The sequence below is a fragment of the Roseateles sp. P5_B10 genome (assembly GCF_056400485.1).
This window is the reverse complement of sequence record NZ_JBFULE010000821.1, coordinates 1-2,282: the sequence shown is the minus strand read 5'-3', so window position 1 is coordinate 2,282 and position 2,282 is coordinate 1. Positions and strand designations below refer to the sequence as shown.

General features: G+C 60.5%; 1 protein-coding gene. It reads left to right on the top strand.

Annotation, left to right across the window (positions count from 1 at the left end; translation table 11 throughout):
• Nucleotides 1-714: 714 nt before the first annotated feature.
• On the top strand, nucleotides 715-2,109 hold the full coding sequence (locus AC1DU6_RS28065) for a Fic family protein (protein ID WP_477861130.1): 1,395 nt from the start codon (nucleotides 715-717) through the stop codon (nucleotides 2,107-2,109).
• Nucleotides 2,110-2,282 lie beyond the last annotated feature (173 nt).

Sequence of the window (2,282 nt, the reverse complement as noted above, 5' to 3'; positions counted from 1 at the left end):
GGGTGCAGCAGGGCGGCTGTCCCTCAATCTCGCCGATCGGACGTCGGTCGGATTTCCGCTGCAGGCTGGTCGAGGCATTCGATAGTGAATGGTCGAACGACGGCGACTCCAACAAGCAGTCAGTGCGCCCATGCGGAAATGTGTGGCTGGTAATCACCCGGAATCGGCGTCTAGCAACAGGCTGACGTCGCGGCACCAACGAGCACCAGGGTGGGTGGCCATCATGACCGCTGCCGATCCCCACCATCGGCCCACATGCAGCCATGCTCGCGTCACGCCAGCGGCTAATCAGTGCGGCTTGGACGCGAACTTGCGACACCAAGCGGACATCCTTTACGCCAATCCCCTTCCGAATACGGCTTGTATTTGCAACTCTATTCGCAATCGACCTGGTTTGTTTCTACGCTTTAAAATCAAAGGCTTACATAAACTTCTACGGCCTAGACGGGAATTGCCTTAGCAGCTTTAACGTGTAATAATTCAACGCATAAAACGTGTAATGCCACAGCGGCTTTTACGCTAGTTGCCACAGCACCTCGGACGTGCCGCACCCACATGGCCAGTCCTAACGTCAAACTCGCGACATCGCTTCAGAAGCTCCACGACCTTCAAAAGCAAGGCCGCGTTGTCGTTCGCACCRCTGATCTGTCGCGGACACACCTTGAGCGCTTGGTCGAGAGTGGGCGTCTTCGTCCAATCATCCGCGGCTGGTACATGCCCTCCCGGCCCGAGGAAGACCTTGGCGACACAACAACCTGGTTCGCCTCAATGCGGCACTTCGTTCGCGGCTACTGCGACGAACGCTTCGGCAGCGATTGGCACATCAACGCCGAACTCAGCCTGAAACTGCACACAGGCTCGAGCACGCTTCCGCGTCAGATCCAGGTGAACGCGCTCAAGGGCACCAATAACGCACTAACCTTGCCAGCAGGGACGTCCGTGTTTGACCTGCGCGTCAAGGAGATGCCTCCAGCAGACCAACTCGGCGAGGCCCAGGGCCTGCGCGCTTTGTCGCTGGAGGCTGCCCTTGTGCGAGCTACGCCGAATGTCTGGCAGGCTGATGCGCTCACCATGCAACTCGCGCTCGGCATGCTGAAGGACACCTCCGCCCTCAATCGAATCCTTCTCGACGGCGACCACACGACCATCGCCGGGCGCATCGCCGGCGCTCTCCGCGCCGTTGACCGCGCGGAGCTGGCTGACGGAGTGCTCAAGACAATGAGGTCAGCCGGCCATAGCATCGTCGAGCAAAACCCATTCGACGTGCCGGTCCAGTCTGCTCGAACACTTCCGGAGTCACCGTACTGCGCGCGAATCAAGGCCATGTGGGAGCTGATGCGGGAGCAGGTCATGAAGGCCTGGACAACCCCCGTGCGCACGCAAGGCACGCCGCAGGAATACCTGGACGAAGCTGAGGTGCGATACCTGGCCGACGCCTATCACTCGCTGTCCATCGAAGGCTACCAAGTCACTCCGGAGATGATCGACCGTGTGCGCAAGGGCACCTGGGGCTCGGGCGATACGGAACGCGATCGCCAAGAACGTAACGCGATGGCTGCCAAAGGCTACTTCGAAGCGCACAAGGCTGTGCGCGCGAGCCTGCTGCGGGTGCTGGAAGGCCAGAACCCGGGAGCACGCCTACGAGGTGACCTTCAAGACTGGTACTTGGCACTCTGGTCCCCATCCGTCCAGGTCGGGCTGGTAAAGCCTTCAGAACTCGCGGGTTGGCGCGGCTCGCAGGTGTTCATCAAGAACGCCAGACACACGCCGCTTCCACCTGAGGCTGTTCGCGATGCGATGCCGCTGCTATTCGACCTGCTCGAAGCCGAAACCGAGCCCTGCGTGCGAGCAGTGCTCGGGCACTTCGTCTTCGTGTTCATCCATCCTTACATGGACGGCAATGGACGGCTGGCTCGGTTCATCATGAACCTCATGCTGGCCACCGGCGGATGGCCGTGGACAGTCGTCACTTTGGATATCCGCGACGAATACATGCGAGCGCTTGATGCCGCGTCGTCGGACCAGGACATCAAGCCATTTACCAGGCTGCTGAGCAGCTCGGTGCAAGCCCAGTTGATCGAAGGGCCGAAGCGGCCTGCCTCCAGCTAGCCTATCTTCGACCATAGCTCCGCCTGCTTACTGCATGCTGTGTCGCGCTCCAGGCTATTCAGGCTCAGCGGCACCAGCCAAAGTGTCAGCAGCATGATGTGGCTAGCGCTGGATCAAACACGCCAGCCGACCTGTCGCTGTCGGCCACCCCGCAGTAGACACCGGGGTCTGGG

Coding starts and splice junctions, on each gene's coding strand:
- AC1DU6_RS28065 (WP_477861130.1), top strand. CDS start 715: ATGCCCTCCCGGCCCGAGGAAGACCTTGGCGACACAACAACCTGGTTC.